The organism is Pseudomonas luteola NBRC 103146 (assembly GCF_002091675.1).
Taxonomy (GTDB): domain Bacteria; phylum Pseudomonadota; class Gammaproteobacteria; order Pseudomonadales; family Pseudomonadaceae; genus Chryseomonas; species Chryseomonas luteola.
Window position 1 is genome coordinate 70,869 of the sequence record NZ_BDAE01000007.1, and the last position, 13,461, is coordinate 84,329.

Annotated in this window: 15 protein-coding genes; 12 read left to right on the forward strand and 3 right to left on the reverse strand. The window is 57.6% G+C overall.

Annotated features, from left to right (window positions below; translation table 11 throughout):
- Positions 1–75: 75 nt before the first annotated feature.
- The 8 genes from PLU01S_RS10440 to PLU01S_RS10475 all read left to right on the forward strand — a co-directional run bounded on the left by PLU01S_RS10440 (position 76) and on the right by PLU01S_RS10475 (position 8,036).
- Positions 76–999 (forward strand): 3-hydroxyacyl-CoA dehydrogenase family protein, encoded by a 924-nt coding sequence (locus tag PLU01S_RS10440; RefSeq protein WP_074827990.1) that lies wholly within the window; start codon positions 76–78, stop codon positions 997–999.
- Between the two features lie 20 nt (positions 1,000–1,019).
- Complete coding sequence (locus PLU01S_RS10445; protein ID WP_074828197.1) at positions 1,020–2,456, forward strand: sigma-54 interaction domain-containing protein; 1,437 nt, start codon at positions 1,020–1,022, stop codon at positions 2,454–2,456.
- Positions 2,457–2,661: 205 nt separating this feature from the next.
- Positions 2,662–4,053: a GntP family permease gene (locus PLU01S_RS10450; protein ID WP_010797339.1), complete on the forward strand. Its 1,392-nt coding sequence runs from the start codon at positions 2,662–2,664 to the stop codon at positions 4,051–4,053.
- A gap of 11 nt (positions 4,054–4,064) precedes the next feature.
- A complete protein-coding gene (locus tag PLU01S_RS10455; protein WP_074827993.1) occupies positions 4,065–4,835 on the forward strand; it encodes a 3-hydroxybutyrate dehydrogenase in 771 nt (256 codons plus the stop codon).
- A gap of 25 nt (positions 4,836–4,860) precedes the next feature.
- Positions 4,861–5,562, forward strand: a complete 702-nt coding sequence (locus PLU01S_RS10460) for a CoA transferase subunit A (RefSeq protein WP_074827996.1) — start codon at positions 4,861–4,863, stop codon at positions 5,560–5,562.
- A 1-nt stretch (position 5,563) separates the two neighbouring features.
- Positions 5,564–6,190, forward strand: a complete 627-nt coding sequence (locus PLU01S_RS10465; protein WP_074828000.1) for a CoA transferase subunit B — start codon at positions 5,564–5,566, stop codon at positions 6,188–6,190.
- Between the two features lie 118 nt (positions 6,191–6,308).
- Complete coding sequence (locus PLU01S_RS10470) at positions 6,309–7,487, forward strand: acetyl-CoA C-acetyltransferase (protein ID WP_074828003.1); 1,179 nt, start codon at positions 6,309–6,311, stop codon at positions 7,485–7,487.
- A gap of 105 nt (positions 7,488–7,592) precedes the next feature.
- A complete protein-coding gene (locus PLU01S_RS10475) occupies positions 7,593–8,036 on the forward strand; it encodes a DUF4174 domain-containing protein (RefSeq protein ID WP_074828006.1) in 444 nt (147 codons plus the stop codon).
- On the opposite strand, the gene PLU01S_RS10480 is transcribed toward PLU01S_RS10475, so the two are convergent.
- Entirely contained in the window at positions 8,033–8,707 is a 675-nt protein-coding gene (locus PLU01S_RS10480) for a glutathione S-transferase (RefSeq protein ID WP_074828012.1), read from the reverse strand. The two genes, PLU01S_RS10475 and PLU01S_RS10480, sit on opposite strands and share 4 nt — an antisense overlap.
- A 118-nt stretch (positions 8,708–8,825) precedes the next feature.
- Positions 8,826–9,917: an NADH:flavin oxidoreductase/NADH oxidase gene (locus PLU01S_RS10485; RefSeq protein ID WP_074828015.1), complete on the reverse strand. Its 1,092-nt coding sequence runs from the start codon at positions 9,915–9,917 to the stop codon at positions 8,826–8,828.
- 140 nt (positions 9,918–10,057) lie between these two features.
- On the opposite strand from PLU01S_RS10485, the gene PLU01S_RS10490 reads away from it, so the two are divergent.
- The 3 genes from PLU01S_RS10490 (at position 10,058) to PLU01S_RS10500 (ending at position 11,808) form a co-directional block, all read left to right on the forward strand.
- Positions 10,058–10,534: a MarR family winged helix-turn-helix transcriptional regulator gene (locus PLU01S_RS10490; RefSeq protein WP_074828019.1), complete on the forward strand. Its 477-nt coding sequence runs from the start codon at positions 10,058–10,060 to the stop codon at positions 10,532–10,534.
- A gap of 131 nt (positions 10,535–10,665) precedes the next feature.
- Complete coding sequence (locus PLU01S_RS10495; RefSeq protein ID WP_074828022.1) at positions 10,666–11,058, forward strand: DUF6491 family protein; 393 nt, start codon at positions 10,666–10,668, stop codon at positions 11,056–11,058.
- Between the two features lie 66 nt (positions 11,059–11,124).
- A complete protein-coding gene (locus tag PLU01S_RS10500) occupies positions 11,125–11,808 on the forward strand; it encodes a thermonuclease family protein (RefSeq protein ID WP_074828025.1) in 684 nt (227 codons plus the stop codon).
- Between the two features lie 50 nt (positions 11,809–11,858).
- On the opposite strand, the gene PLU01S_RS10505 is transcribed toward PLU01S_RS10500, so the two are convergent.
- Positions 11,859–12,686, reverse strand: coding sequence for a peptidoglycan DD-metalloendopeptidase family protein (locus PLU01S_RS10505; RefSeq protein ID WP_074828026.1), 828 nt, complete (start codon positions 12,684–12,686; stop codon positions 11,859–11,861).
- A gap of 127 nt (positions 12,687–12,813) precedes the next feature.
- Here PLU01S_RS10505 and grxB point away from each other — a divergent pair, with 127 nt between their 5' ends.
- Positions 12,814–13,458 carry a glutaredoxin 2 gene (gene grxB / locus PLU01S_RS10510; RefSeq protein WP_074828029.1) on the forward strand — a complete coding sequence of 215 codons (645 nt, stop codon included), beginning with the start codon at positions 12,814–12,816 and terminating at the stop codon, positions 13,456–13,458.
- The last annotated feature ends 3 nt before the right edge of the window (positions 13,459–13,461 follow it).

A 13,461-nucleotide genomic window follows, 5' to 3' on the forward strand; every position in this document is an offset into this window, starting at 1 on the left:
TTGTTTCCGGCGCTTGCCCTTTGCCTTGGGACGATTGCAGACTGGCCCTTCGACAGGCTATTCAGGACAACAACAATGCAAACGCCTCGAATCGCAATTATTGGCGCCGGCCTCATGGGTGTCGGGATTGCCACTCATTTTGCTCGCCACGGACATTCGGTTCTGCTGCGAGACGTTTCCGCCGAGCGTTTGAGCGATGTGCCCGCCATTGCCAGAAGTGTTCTGGAAGAGCTATCAGCGGCTGCGCTGTTTGAACCCAGTCAGACCAAAGCAGTGCTGAGCAGGATCACGACAACCGATGCGCTGGCCGATTTGGCTGATGCCACGCTACTGATCGAGGCTGTACCTGAGCGGCTGGCGCTCAAGCATGCGTTGTATGCGGAGCTTGAGTCAGTCGTTTCGCCAGAGGCCATCATTGCCAGTAACACAAGCGGCTTTCCTCCCGAGCAACTGGCTCAGGGAATGGCATATCCCGAACGGTTGCTCATTGCTCATTTCTGGAACCCGCCTCATCTGATTCCACTGGTCGAACTGGTGCCGGGAGAAAAGACCAACCCAGCCTGTTTGGAGAGGGTGCGGGATGTATTGCAAGTCATGGACCTGGAAGTTGTTTTGCTCATGCGGGCGATTCCGGGCTTTATTGGCAACCGCCTGCAGTTTGCCGTGCTGCGTGAGGCCCTGCATATCGTACAAAGCGGTGTAGCGTCGCCTGAAGATGTGGACCGGGTCATGCGAGCTTCTCTAGGTAGGCGCTATGGCATGGTGGGACCACTGGAGGCGGCAGACATGGGTGGCCTCGATACCTTTCTGGATATCGCCAGCCACCTGATGCCGACCTTGGCCAAGGATGAGGAGGTGCTGGAGGTTTTGCGTGAACGCGTCGGGCAGGGAAGAACAGGCCTACGCAGCGGCAATGGGTTTTATGAGTGGAGCGAGGAGCGCAAGGTGCGGATAGCCGAGCGGCGTGCCTATCAGCTACAGCATGCCTTGCGGCCATGAATCGCTATACAGGTGTCGATATGGCGACCGCCAATGACCTGAGCGACTATCAGCAGATCAGTCTGCGGGCAATTCGCTCGCTATTTGAAAGCATCGAGCAGAGCAGCGAAGGCACCGTGATTGTGGACCGTGACCTCCGTATCGTCTGGATGAATGAGCGTTATGCCCGGCGCTTTGGCTTGCCCAGCGCAAAGTCGGCGATCGGGCAGGTGTGTGAGCAGGTGATTCCGGGAAGTCTGTTGCGGGAGGTGGTCAACACGGGCCAGCCCATCCTGCTGGATCTGCTTGATACACCCAAAGGACCAATGGTGGTGATGCGTTTGCCCATTCATGACGATACCGGTCAGGTAATCGGTGCCATTGGCTTTGCCTTGTTCGATGAGTTACGGACGTTGGCCCCCTTGGTGACGCGGTTCTTACGGATTCAGGAGGAATTGGCTTCGACGCGGCGGTCGCTGCAGAACGCCCGGCAGGCCAAATACAGTTTTGCCCACTTCGTAGGCAGCGGCCCGGCCAGTCAGGAGGTCAAGCGACGTGCGAGACGTGCGGCTACGGTAGAGACCTCTGTCTTGCTGTTGGGCGAGACCGGCACAGGAAAGGAGTTGTTGGCCCATGCCATTCATGCGGCGTCCCCCCGGGCCAATAAGTCGTTTGTCAGTGTGAATGCGGCTGCCATCCCTGAAAATCTGTTGGAAGCTGAGTTCTTCGGCACGGCGCCTGGGGCTTTTACAGGCGCGGACCGCAAGGCGCGGGCAGGAAAACTGCAGATTGCGCAGGGCGGAACGCTATTTCTGGACGAAATCGGCGATATGCCCCTGAGCTTACAGGCAAAACTTTTGAGGGTGCTTCAGGAAAAGGAATTCGAGCCGCTGGGGTCCAACGAGGTGCTGCGCTGCGACGTTCGGCTGATTGCGGCAACCTCACGCAATCTGGATGCGCTGGTAGCTGAAGGCTCATTTCGGGCGGATCTATACTACCGCTTGAACGTACTGCCCATTGTGGTTCCGCCGCTGCGTGAACGGCGAGAAGACCTGCCGGCGTTATGCGAAGCCATCCTGGACAGTTTGCTGACGGAAGGACATGCGCCTCGGGAGCTGGATGAGGAAGCACTGGCGTTACTCGCCCGCTACGATTGGCCTGGTAACGTACGTGAGCTGCGCAATGTTCTGGAGCGCGCATCGCTGTTGAGTGATGAGGCCGTTATTGGCGCGCTCAGCATTGGCTCGGCATTAGGAAAACCCTTGCCGCCCAAAGCGATCGAGCTGGTGTCCATTAGCACTACCAGGATGCCTAGTAGCAACATGACGTATGAAGAGGCGAAGCGGCAATTCGAGCATGAGCTCATTACCCAGGCCTTGTCATCGTGTTCAGGCAGGGTCGAAGAGGCTGCCAAACGCTTGGGCCTCGGACGCTCAACCCTTTATAAGAAAATGGCCGCCCTGGGGCTTTTGTCTTGAAATAGAGACTATTCTCCAATTAGAGACAAAATCGATGCGAAGTTGTCTCTAATTGGAGAAGTCAATGAATTGAAGGAGCAATTAGTTAGGTAATTCAAGGTGTTAGTGTCTGGCATGGATCTCGCTAACAAAGCCTTGCTGTCTCCACAGCTACAACAATAACTAGCCGCTGCGCCCGGTACTGACCGGCCAGCGAGGAGAAAACATGAGCGTATTGATTGCTCTGGCGGCGCTGGGTCTGCTGATGCTGGCGGCGTACCGTGGTTATAGCGTTATCCTGTTTGCACCGATTGCAGCCCTTGCGGCGGTGCTGCTGACCGATCCTTCCGCTGTGGCTCCGGCATTTACCGGTGTGTTCATGGACAAGATGGTCGGCTTCATCAAGCTGTACTTTCCTGTATTTCTGCTGGGTGCAGTCTTCGGCAAGCTCATCGAGCTTTCCGGTTTTTCCCGTTCCATTGTAGCCGCTGCGATTCGTCTGCTGGGCACACGGCAGGCCATGCTGGTCATCGTGCTGGTTTGCGCCTTGCTGACCTATGGTGGCGTCTCGCTGTTCGTTGTCGTGTTTGCGGTGTACCCATTCGCAGCCGAGATGTTTCGCCAGAGCAACATTCCCAAACGTTTGATTCCAGCCACCATTGCACTGGGTGCGTTTTCATTCACCATGGATGCCCTGCCGGGTACGCCTCAAATCCAGAACATCATCCCTACGACGTTCTTCAACACGACGGCCTGGGCCGCCCCTTGGCTGGGGTTGATCGGCTCGTTGTTTGTCATCGCGGTCGGGTTGACCTATCTGGGGCGGCAGCGTCGTAAAGCGATGGCGCGTGGAGAAGGGTACGGCACCGAGTTACGCAACGAACCGGAAACACCGGACAACATCAACTTGCCGAACCCGCTTCTGGCGCTGTCGCCACTTATCCTAGTCGGTGTCATGAATCTGCTGTTTACCCATTGGATTCCTCAATGGTACGGCAAGACGCACACGCTAGCGCTACCGGGTCTGGCAACGCCTGTTACCAGCGAAGTCAGCAAGCTGACGGCAATCTGGGCCGTCGAGGCTGCTTTGTTAATCGGCATTTTGCTGGTGCTTGTGGCTGCGTTTAAAACCATCCGTACCCGCTTGGCCGAGGGCACTAAAACCGCAGTAGGCGGGGCTTTGTTGGCCGCCATGAATACTGCGTCTGAATATGGGTTTGGTGCAGTAATCGCTTCGCTGCCGGGTTTTCTGGTCTTGGCAGACGCGCTCAAGACCATTCCCAACCCACTCATCAATGAAGCCATTACCGTAACGCTTCTGGCCGGTATCACTGGCTCGGCCTCAGGCGGCATGAGTATTGCGCTGGCGGCCATGTCGGACAGTTTTATCGCCGCAGCCAATGCCGCACAGATTCCCCTTGAGGTGCTGCACCGGGTGGCGGCTATGGCCAGCGGTGGCATGGATACCCTGCCGCACAATGGCGCCGTCATCACCTTGCTGGCAGTAACTGGACTGACGCACCGGGAAGCTTACAAAGACGTATTTGGTATCACGCTGATCAAGACGTTGGCAGTGTTCGTGGTCATCGGCGTGTTCTATGCCACTGGCATCGTGTAGAGGAGAACGTTATGGACTTGAAAGGCAAAACCGCCTTGGTAACCGGTTCGACCAGTGGAATCGGTCTGGGTATCGCCACGCGACTGGCCGAAGCGGGTGCCGATGTGATCCTCAATGGCTTTGGTGACAGCGAGACGGCTAAAGCCGACCTAAGCCGTTTGGGTGGGCGGGTGGGCTATCACGGGGCGGACTTGTCCCGGCCTGAGCAGATTACTGATCTTTTCGCCTATGCTGAACATGAGTTCGGTGGTGTGGATATTCTGGTCAACAATGCCGGCATCCAGCATGTGGCATCGGTCGAGACGTTTCCGGTCGAGAAGTGGGACGCGATCATTGCAATCAATCTGTCCTCGGTATTTCACGCGACTCGTCTGGCATTGCCGAGTATGAGGCAGCGCGGCTGGGGAAGGATTGTGAACATCGCGTCCGTGCATGGATTGGTAGGGTCGGCACAGAAATCCGCTTATGTGGCTGCCAAGCATGGCGTGGTCGGACTGACCAAGGTGGTTGCACTGGAAACGGCCGATTGTAACGTGACCTGCAATGCGCTCTGCCCGGGCTGGGTGCTGACACCTCTGGTGCAGCAGCAGATCGATGCACGCGCCGCTGCAGATGGCGATGCAGAGCGCGCACGGCGGGAGCTTCTGGAGGAGAAGCAGCCGTCACTTGAATTCGTCACGCCTGCCCAACTGGGCGAGCTGACACTGTTTCTTTGCAGCGATGCGGCCGCCCAGGTACGTGGCGCCGCGTGGAATGTCGATGGGGGCTGGTTGGCCCGTTAACAACAATAACGACACGAGGTAAACCATGAACAAGCTTTATCCCAGTGCCGCTCATGCCCTGGAAGGGGTCGTGGAAGACGGCATGACGCTAGCGGTCGGCGGTTTCGGTCTGTGCGGGATCCCCGAAGCGCTGATCCTGGCATTGCGCGAGACCGGCAAGCGCGAGCTGACCGTGATCAGTAATAACGCCGGAGTAGACGGGTTTGGCCTGGGCGTACTGCTCGAGTCCCGGCAAATCAAGAAAATGATTTCCTCCTACGTAGGCGAGAACAAGGAGTTCGAGCGGCAGTACCTTTCCGGTGAGCTGGAATTGGAATTCACCCCCCAAGGCACGCTTGCGGAAAAATTGCGTGCCGGTGGTTCAGGCATCCCGGCGTTCTTTACGCGTACCGGCTATGGCACGCTGGTGGCCGAAGGCAAGGAAACCCGTGAGTTCGATGGTGAGCAGTATGTGATGGAGCGGTCGCTGGTGGCGGATGTGGCACTGGTCAAAGCGATCAAGGCTGACAAGGCAGGCAATCTGGTCTTCAACAAGACTGCGCGTAACTTCAACCCTCTGGCAGCAATGGCGGGCAAGCTATGTATTGCCGAGGTGGAACAGCTGGTGGAAACGGGTGAGCTGGACCCCGACGAGGTTCATCTGCCGGGCATCTTTGTGCAGCGCATTGTTGTGAATGCCAACCCCGAGAAGCGCATCGAGAAACGCTCCCTGTCGGAGGGCAACTAACATGGCCTGGACTCGTGAACAAATGGCGCAGCGCGCCGCCAAGGAATTGCAGGACGGCTTCTATGTCAACCTGGGCATCGGCCTGCCCACTCTGGTCGCCAACTATATTCCTGAAGGAATGGATGTGTGGCTGCAATCTGAAAACGGACTCCTGGGTATCGGCCCGTTTCCGACAGAAGAGACCATTGACCCGGACCTGATCAACGCCGGCAAGCAAACTGTTACTGCCCTGCCGGGCAGCAGTTACTTCGACAGTGCCTTGAGTTTTGCCATGATCCGAGGCGGGCACATCAATCTCGCTATTCTGGGCGCCATGCAGGTGTCGGAAAAGGGAGACCTCGCCAACTGGATGATTCCCGGCAAGATGGTAAAGGGCATGGGCGGGGCAATGGACCTTGTTGCCGGTGTAAAACGCGTGGTAGTGCTGATGGAGCACACCGCCAAAGGCGCTCACAAGATCCTGCCGGTCTGTGACCTGCCACTGACCGGAGTAGGGGTGGTCAACCGGATCATTACCGACCTGGGGGTGCTGGATGTGACCCCAGAAGGATTGACGCTGGTCGAGCTGGCTGAAGGCGTCACCTTCGAAGCGTTGCAGGAAGCCACCGGCTGTTCAGTAATGGCATAGGCATGGTGCGCCTGTTGATCAGCGCAGGACGTACGCAACGGGATCCAGAAGAATGCCGCAGGCGAACCGCCTTGTGCTGATGCCGGGCGCATGGCCACCTTATTTCAGGAGAACAGTAATGCGAGACGTTGTTATCGTGGCCGCTACGCGGACGGCCATTGGCAGCTTTCAAGGTGCGCTGGCCAATGTGTCGGCCGTGGAGCTGGGGGCTGCAGTCATCAAGGCCGTGATCGAAAAAACCGGTATTGCACCGGAACAGGTCGATGAAGTCATCATGGGCCACGTATTGACGGCAGGTCTTGGACAGAACACGGCGCGTCAGGCCTCCATCAAGGCGGGATTGCCGCCTACGGTGCCAGCGATGGCGCTTAACAAGGTGTGTGGCTCGGGCCTCAAGGCGCTGCATCTGGCCACCCAGGCCATTCGCTGTGGTGATGCCGACATCATCGTGGCCGGTGGCATGGAAAGCATGAGCCTTGCGCCTTACGTTCTGCCCAAGGCGCGTACCGGTCTACGAATGGGAAATGCCGAGCTGGTCGATTCGATGATTCAGGACGGTTTGTGGGACGCGTTTAACGATTACCACATGGGGATTACTGCCGAGAATCTGGTCGAGAAATATGGCATTAGCCGCCAGGCGCAGGACGAGTACGCCGCGGCCTCCCAGCAGAAGGCTCTCGCGGCTATCGAGGCGGGCCGCTTCAAGGACCAGATTATCCCTATCGTGATCCCTCAGCGCAAGGGTGATCCGGTGGTGTTCGATACCGATGAGCAGCCGCGTGCAGGCACGACAGCCGAAGCCTTGGCCAAGCTCAAGCCAGCATTCAAGCCCGACGGTACGGTCACGGCCGGTAATGCTTCCAGCATCAATGATGGGGCCGCTGCGCTCATTCTCATGAGTGCGGAAAAGGCCGACGCGCTGGGCCTGCCGGTGCTGGCCCGCATCAAGGCCTATGCCAATGCAGGGGTTGATCCTTCCATCATGGGAATCGGACCCGTGTCAGCGACGCGCCGTTGTCTGGACAAGGCAGGATGGGATCTGGGCGAGCTGGACCTGATCGAAGCCAACGAAGCCTTTGCTGCCCAGGCATTGTCGGTAGGGCAGGAGCTAGGATGGGACTGGGACAAGGTCAATGTGAATGGAGGAGCTATCGCGCTGGGTCATCCGATTGGCGCGTCGGGCGGACGGGTCGTGATCAATCTCCTGTACGAGATGATCCGGCGTGACGCGCACAAGGGGCTGGCGACTTTGTGTATTGGTGGTGGCCAGGGTGTCGCGCTGGCTATCGAGCGATAAGCCAGGGGCTACACGCTTTGTAATGCTACAGGTGTGTAGCCACTGAATTTTCGATGCGTATGTGGTCGTTATGCAAAGATCCTTTTCTTGATGGGAATCATAACGATGTCTATTGTACGCATGCTGAAAGCCGGTGCCTTGAGCGGGCTCATGGCGATTGCGGGAGGCGTGATGGCCGCTGACGCGGACAATCCTTTGACCCAGGAGCGTTGGAAGACGCGTCCCCTTGTTGTCCTGGCGGCTTCGGCGGATGATCCGGTGCTCAAACAGTTGACCACCTCCCTTGAAGAGCCACGCAACCGTGAGGCCTTTATCGAGCGGGATATGGTGCTTTATACCGTAGTCGGTGATCGTGGCCAGCGTAACGGTGAGCCGCTGAGCGAACATCAGACCCAGGCGCTGGTCAGTGCGCTTGATGAGCAGCCGAGCGGCGAGGCAACGGTCATCCTGGTGGGCAAGGACGGCGGGAAGAAAATCGTACAACAAGGCCAGATCGATCCTGCTGCGATCTTTGCCACCATCGACAAGATGCCCATGCGCCAGCATTAACCCTGGGCGGCATAGTCATAGGGGCCACCTTTCTCCAGGGCGCGTTGATACGCCGGTCGCGCATGGATACGCTCCAGAAAGGCCTTGAGCTTGGGGCGGCCCTGCGTCAAGCCTGCGCGACAGGCAGCCGCTTCCAGCGGGAAACTCATCTGTATATCGGCTGCTGTAAAGGCGTCACCTGTAAACCATTCGTGCTTGCTCAACTCACTTTCCAGATAATCGAAGTGCAGGTTTAGCTGCGGCTGAATGAAGACTCGAGTGACCTGATCACTGATAGCGCGCGCGATAGGGCGGGCGAAAAAAGGCATCGGACCGGTGCGGACACGGTCGAACACCAGCTTGAGAAGCAGGGGTGGCATGGCTGAGCCTTCGGCATAGTGCAGCCAGTAGGTATAGCGTGCACGCTCGGGGGCGTCGGCGGGGGGAACAAGTGACTGCCCGTAGCGGTGGGCCAGATAATCAATGATGGCGCCTGACTCCGCCAAGGTCATCGAGTCATCGGTAATAACCGGCGACTTGCCCAATGGGTGAACATCACGCAGCTCCTTTGGCGCCAGCAACGTCTGCGGATCACGCTCATAACGTTTGATCTGATACTCGAGCCCCAACTCCTCAAGCAGCCAGAGGACACGTTGCGAGCGGGAGTTGTTGAGGTGATGAACCGTGATCATGGGCGCTCCATAGGCTGAGTAGATACATAGCCTAGCGTACTGTGCGTCTCGCCAAGCAATAAGCGGAACCAAATAAAAAAGGCGCCGTGTAACGGGCGCCTTTTTGGACAGCGAAAACTCAGCGACGCTTCAGCCAGGCCGCATAGGGCGGTGGCAGCAGGTCCTGAGGATTCTCGCGACCCAATTCGATAGCGGCATGGTAAGGCCAGAAGGGATCACCCAGTACAGCCTTGCCCAGCATGATCAGGTCGGTCTGGCCGCTCTCGATGAGTTCATTGGCATCCTTGGGCTCGCGAATGGACCAGCTGATGGAGGTCAACACATCGACCGCATCGGTGATCTGCTTTGCCTTGTCGCCCATGAAGCCTGGCTTGCCCCATGGAACATTGGACACATCAGGCGTGTTGAAGCCCATGCTGACGTCGATCAGGTCCATACCGCCTTCCTTGAAGCGGCGAACCAGCTCGATGGACTCTTCCATACCCTGATCGCCTTCAACGAAGTCGGTCACGCCCAGGCGTACGATCAGCGGCAGGTTCTGGGGCCATACCTCGCGTACGGCATGGAAGGTTTCCAGCAGGAAGCGTGCACGGCCTTCGAAGTCGCCACCGTATTCATCGGTACGCTTGTTGGCCAGCGGCGAGAAGAAGCTCTGCGCCAGGTAACCATGGGCGAAGTGCAGTTCAAGCAACTCGAAGCCCGCCGCAAGAGCGCGCTTGGCAGCGGCTACGAAATCAGCTGTAACGCGATGGATATCCTCGACCGTCATCTGCTTGGGGGCACGGGGCAGGTGGGCACCAAAGGCATTATCGGAGGGGCCAATGGTTTCCCAGGCCAGCGGGTGATCTTCCGGCAGATGATCATCGCCTTCCCAGGGACGGTTGGCGCTAGCTTTGCGGCCGGCGTGAGCAATCTGGATACCGGCTACGGCACCGGTGGATTTGATGAAGTTGACGATAGGCTTGTAGGCTTCGGCCTGCTCATCGTTCCAGATCCCCAGGTCAGCAGGGGTAATACGGCCTTCAGGGGAGACGGCGCTCGCCTCTACAACAACAAGACCTGCACCGCCTGCCGCACGCGAGGCATAATTCTGGAAGTGCCATTCGTTGGGCATGCCGTCTTTTGCCATGTACTGGCACATGGGAGAGACGGCAATACGGTTACGCAGGGTGACGTCTTTGATTTTCAGTTCGCTAAACAGATCAGCCATTGGGCATGTTCTCCAAGAGTAGGTAGCATCTGGCAGTTAGAGGCTTACCGATATATTGTGTTCAATATAATTGCGTGAAATGTAAACAAGCAAGAGGCTCGGCGTCGCAGGATGTTCGCTTTGGTCTCGACGAGGTCGTCATGTCTGATTCGATAAAAGAGACGCCAAATCGCTCCGTGTGCGAGCTTTCACTCGACGAACAGTTGTGTTTTCCGCTCTACGCAGCGGCAAATGCCACCGTTCGCGCCTATCGGCCATTGCTTGAGCCGCTGGGCCTTACGTATCCGCAATACTTGGTCATGCTTGTGCTCTGGGAGCGGGACGGGCTCAAGGTCACTGAGATCGGCAGGCGCCTGCATCTGGATACCGGAACCCTTACCCCGCTGGTCAAGCGCCTCGAAGCTGCCGGTCTGGTCCAACGGTCTCGCCTGGTTGAGGACGAGCGTTGTGTGGCGGTAACGCTGACCCAGGATGGGCGAGCCCTGCAGGAGGCCGCACGTGGAATTCCCGGTACGATGAAACAGACGCTTCCTCTGGACGCCGACACGGTGGCGGCTCTGAAGGCAGGTCTTTCACGCCTGATCGAAGTCAGTGAAACATTGAACGGACGCGATTAGGCCTGGATTGAAACTATAAGGCGCCACGCTTTCCTAACCCTCTGAGACAGTACATTCGATAGGGTGCCGCCATGGCAAAGGCGCATGCACTCAAAGCGCCACGATAGAGACAACAGGTTAAGGATTCTTGAATGCGCGTGTTTAGAACGCTGGGACTGCTGGGGCTGATTTCACTGCTGGCTGCCTGTGCAACACCGTTCGGACCACCGACCACGCTGGACGGCAAACTCAGGCGACTGGGCTATAGCCAAGGCGAGCCAATCCGTACAATCCTTGGGTTCGACTTGTCTGGATGGAATTATCTGGATCGCAGCCACATTGCGCTGGGAACTGGACTGGGGCGGGCCTATCTGGTTGAGTTTGCGCAGCCTTGCGGCAACCTGCAGGCAGGTAACCGTATCGGCTACAGCTCAAGAGCGGCCGGCTTGCGGCCTGGAGATCTGATCATTTCCAATCCGCCAGCCGGTGATGCGGAGCGGTGTACCATTGGTGAGCTGTACAAGCTGATTCCCCTGGACCGCTGATCGCTGCACCGTAGGAGTGGTACTTTGAACAGCAGCTCTGCCCATTTTCTCCCAAGGAGTTTTCGCGTGAGGCGTCTGATTCCGTTTGCCGCTTTTTTCCTGTTTCCGTTGCTGGCCCAGGCCGAGACCATCAACTGCCGTGTGGTAGGTGTGCACGATGGCGATACGCTGACCTGCCTGACGCCACAGAAAAAACAGCTCAAGATTCGACTGGCCGAGATCGATACGCCTGAGTCCAAGCAGCCCTATGGGACTCGTGCGCAGCAGTCCCTCTCCAGCATGGTTTTTGGCAAGGATGTGCGGCTTGAGGTACAGGATACCGACCGCTACGGCCGCAAGGTGGCGCGGGTTTACCAGGACAGGACAGATGTGAATGCCGAGCAGGTCAAGTCCGGCTCGGCCTGGGTGTACCGGCAGTATTTGAAAGACAAGTCGCTGCTGGATCTTGAGGCCGAAGCCAAGGCTGCCAAGCGCGGTCTTTGGGCGCTACCGGAGTCGGAACGCATGCCACCGTGGGAGTGGCGCAAGGCCGACCGTGATAAGCGTCAGGATAAGCGGCAGGGATCGGCCACCTACACGCCGCCGGTCAAGGCGGCAAGCGAGGAGGGCGAGTTCAACTGCTCGACGCTCAAGCGCTGCAGTGCCATGTCCAGCTGTGCCGAGGCTAAATACCAATTGCAACAGTGTGGCAACACCCAGATCGATGGTAATCACGACGGAGTACCCTGCGAGGCGCTTTGCAAGCGGTAGGATTGTTATACCCGTAAGCCTTGCGGGCTTACGGGCTTTCATTGTTCCCGTCAGGGTGTATAGGCGTTGATGAAGACGGCGGGATCGACCCGTGCATCGTTCAGGCTGACATTCCAGTGCATATGCGGCCCGGTGGCTCTACCCGTCGACCCCACGAAGCCCACCACGCCACCTCTGGGCACTTCCTGCCCCAGCTTTACGTTTACTTTGGACATATGGCAGAACATGCTGATAAAGCCCTGTCCGTGGTCGACGAATACCGTACGGCCATTAAAGAAATAATCGCCAATCAGAATGACCTTGCCTGCGGCTGGCGCCTTGATCGGTGTACCGGCTGGAACGGCAAAATCGAGGCCTGAATGTGGGTTGCGCTCCTGGCCATTGAAAAAGCGCCGCAAGCCGAACGGGCTGGAAAGGCGTCCATCGACGGGGCGGTCCAGCAGCAGGTTACTGGGCGTACCGGGGGAAAAGATCTGATAGGCCTTGGTCTGCTCAGCCAGCTCACGCTCGATTCGCTTGAGATCCGCCGGATTAGGGTTTACCTGCCGATCATTTTTCAGCGTGATGTGCTGTTCCTTATAGTGGCGACTGCGCACGGCAAAGGTTTCCGTGCGGCTACCATTGACCGTCAATGTCTGCTGACCGGGTTTGATCGTGAGTGGAATACCGACGATAGCAATCCAGCGCTGGCCCTCTTCATGGACCACCATGACCGGCTTCCCTTGATAGGTCGCTTTGGGAGCCGTCGGGCCGTTGCCCAATGGAACAACCGCCACGCCCCCTGGAACAGGTTTATCCAGCAGGCGAGTAAGGAAACCTTCGGCATGGGCACAAAAGGTAAAACACAGGGTAATCAATAGCAGAAGAAAGCGAGGCATAGGAAAACAATCAAGGCGATGTGATCCAGTCATCCTCGTTCATGTCTTGGCTTCTGGCAAATCGCTCGTGGCTGAACCCGGGCGAGTTCACACCGGTCACTGCATGAGGACATCAAGGAGAAGCCTCATGAAGCTCTACTACTACGAACACTGTCCCTTCAGTACCAAGGCGCGTATGGCGCTGGGCCTCAAGCAACTCGATGCAACGCTTCAGGTGCTGTTGTATGACGATACAGCCACCCCTGAGCGTTTGGTAGGCAAGAAAACTGTCCCGATCCTGATAAAGGACGACGGGACCGCCATGACGGAAAGTCTGGCGATTGTTCACTATCTTGATCATCTCGATGATAGACCAATGATCGAACAGGCCCATTCACAAGCTGTAATCGCCTGGATTGAATCTGCCCTGCCGTCGTTTCAGCAGCTGGGCTATCCGCGCTGGGCACAGATCGGCCTCAAGGAGATGGGCTCGCGTGAGGCGCACGCACTGTTTGTCGAGAAGAAAAGCCAGATCATCGGAGATTTCAATGCGGCCCTGTCAAACAGCCAGCAGGCCATTGAAGACATCAACCACCGCTTGACGCTATTAGTTGAGATGTACGGCCTTGACCCGGTACGTCCGCAGCTCCTGCTGGATGACTTCAACCTGTTTCCAATTCTGCGAGGCCTGAGCGTCACGGCTGGGCTAGAGTGGCCTGACTCGGTGCGCCGCTATGTCGACGAGCTGAGCGCACGTGTTCAGGTAGAAACGTTTTTCAGTCGCGCCTGCTAATGG

Bases quoted from the DNA above. Each gene is read 5' to 3' on its own strand.
- PLU01S_RS10465 (WP_074828000.1), top strand. From the start codon at position 5,564: ATGGCCTGGACTCGTGAACAAATGGCGCAGCGCGCCGCCAAGGAATTG.
- PLU01S_RS10470 (WP_074828003.1), top strand. From the start codon at position 6,309: ATGCGAGACGTTGTTATCGTGGCCGCTACGCGGACGGCCATTGGCAGC.
- PLU01S_RS10455 (WP_074827993.1), top strand. From the start codon at position 4,065: ATGGACTTGAAAGGCAAAACCGCCTTGGTAACCGGTTCGACCAGTGGA.
- PLU01S_RS10490 (WP_074828019.1), top strand. From the start codon at position 10,058: ATGTCTGATTCGATAAAAGAGACGCCAAATCGCTCCGTGTGCGAGCTT.
- PLU01S_RS10450 (WP_010797339.1), top strand. From the start codon at position 2,662: ATGAGCGTATTGATTGCTCTGGCGGCGCTGGGTCTGCTGATGCTGGCG.
- PLU01S_RS10495 (WP_074828022.1), top strand. From the start codon at position 10,666: ATGCGCGTGTTTAGAACGCTGGGACTGCTGGGGCTGATTTCACTGCTG.
- PLU01S_RS10505 (WP_074828026.1), bottom strand. From the start codon at position 12,686: ATGCCTCGCTTTCTTCTGCTATTGATTACCCTGTGTTTTACCTTTTGT.
- grxB (WP_074828029.1), top strand. From the start codon at position 12,814: ATGAAGCTCTACTACTACGAACACTGTCCCTTCAGTACCAAGGCGCGT.
- PLU01S_RS10440 (WP_074827990.1), top strand. From the start codon at position 76: ATGCAAACGCCTCGAATCGCAATTATTGGCGCCGGCCTCATGGGTGTC.
- PLU01S_RS10445 (WP_074828197.1), top strand. From the start codon at position 1,020: ATGGCGACCGCCAATGACCTGAGCGACTATCAGCAGATCAGTCTGCGG.
- PLU01S_RS10475 (WP_074828006.1), top strand. From the start codon at position 7,593: ATGTCTATTGTACGCATGCTGAAAGCCGGTGCCTTGAGCGGGCTCATG.
- PLU01S_RS10460 (WP_074827996.1), top strand. From the start codon at position 4,861: ATGAACAAGCTTTATCCCAGTGCCGCTCATGCCCTGGAAGGGGTCGTG.
- PLU01S_RS10485 (WP_074828015.1), bottom strand. From the start codon at position 9,917: ATGGCTGATCTGTTTAGCGAACTGAAAATCAAAGACGTCACCCTGCGT.
- PLU01S_RS10480 (WP_074828012.1), bottom strand. From the start codon at position 8,707: ATGATCACGGTTCATCACCTCAACAACTCCCGCTCGCAACGTGTCCTC.